This window comes from Lachnoanaerobaculum saburreum DSM 3986, assembly GCF_000185385.1.
Taxonomy (GTDB): domain Bacteria; phylum Bacillota; class Clostridia; order Lachnospirales; family Lachnospiraceae; genus Lachnoanaerobaculum; species Lachnoanaerobaculum saburreum.
This window is the reverse complement of sequence record NZ_GL622307.1, coordinates 1-1,414: the sequence shown is the minus strand read 5'-3', so window position 1 is coordinate 1,414 and position 1,414 is coordinate 1. Positions and strand designations below refer to the sequence as shown.

Here is a 1,414-nt window from a genome sequence, read left to right as displayed (position 1 = left end):
CTTTTCGGAAACCTCCTGCCATTTTCTGCCTATTTTTCGCTTTCCTCAGATCCCTTTCTGATATATTATTATCAAACGGAATAGAAAAGTCATGCAAAAATAGCAGATGGTTATGACTGTATTTTCTCATCCGCCTAATTAGTGCAGCTTCTTCCATTTTTGCATATTTATGGGTAGTACCTTTATTCTCTTTGTCTCCCTGTTTCAAAATAGAGAAATATTTCTCTTCATATTCTTTTATACATTCAGCAGGCATGGAACTAGACCCTTTTGATATTAACTCTTTTCTATCTTTGTTCATATTACTCAATAGCTTAATCATATCTTCTGACCATTTGTTTTGGGCTTCTTCAGAATTTTTACGCAGATATCGTATGATATGTACATTACATTCTGCATGGTCTGTACCAAAATGATATAATGCTGTTTCGTGGTCATGAATCAGAGTTCCTGCATACTTATTTAGAAAATCAATATCTTTCAAGCTCTTTATGGATTTGCTTTTCATTGCATTGTAAACTACCGTATCAACGTTACTAAAATTTCTAATGTAATTCTGTTTGCCATTTACTGTCACGGTAGTTGCATCTGTTGCTACTATATTTTTTATGCTTAGTGTCTCGTTCAAATGCTCAATACTGTTCTTTGATATTTCTTCAAACTTCCGACAAAAACTATAAACACTGCCTTCTGATAAGCATAATTCTCCACCACCGGCTGAATTTAAGAAAGAAGCTATTCTGTCGTTTGACATAACACCTTCACTATATAGAGAAACAGCCAATGCTTTTACATTTTCACCATATGTTACGTCACTGTGATACTGCGTCGGTATGGAAAAGTTTCCCTTTTCATCCGCATATATGCGTATCTCTGTAATGATAGGCTCTACGCTTAAATCAACAACATATTTTGTAATATAATTGGAATCTGATACTACACCAATGGTCTGAATCTTATGTTTGCACTTTCCTGATTCTATCTTTTTTATTATATCAGATTTTGTAAGCGTTGTCCCCGGGTGGCCTTTTTGACCACCCGCCTTACGTCCGGTCTTGCTTCTCCCATTAAATGCGTTGGCAGACTTACCACCTTTTTGATCAGTTGATGGTGGAAGTGAGGTACTGGAACTATCATTGTTAATTATGCTTTTTAATCGAGCATTCTCATCCTTAAGAAGTTTATTTTCCTTACGAAGGGCTTTGTTTTCCTCTGTCAGTTCATCAATACGATCATTTAAAGTTTTAACATTCTTCTTATAAAGTTTCTCCACAGACTCAAGGCGTGCCATAACTTCTGCAAACTGGTTATATAATCCTTTTTCATAATTTCCAAACATTTTTGACCGCCTCCTCTCAGCTTCTTTAATAAGATAATTTTAACTGAAATATATTAAAAAAACTACTGTTATTAA

General features: G+C 34.7%; 1 protein-coding gene. It reads right to left on the bottom strand.

Annotated elements, in window-relative coordinates:
* On the bottom strand, positions 1 to 1,339 hold a 1,339-nt coding region (locus HMPREF0381_RS14060), incomplete at its 3' end, for an IS66 family transposase (protein ID WP_008752681.1).
* Positions 1,340 to 1,414: the final 75 nt, after the last annotated feature.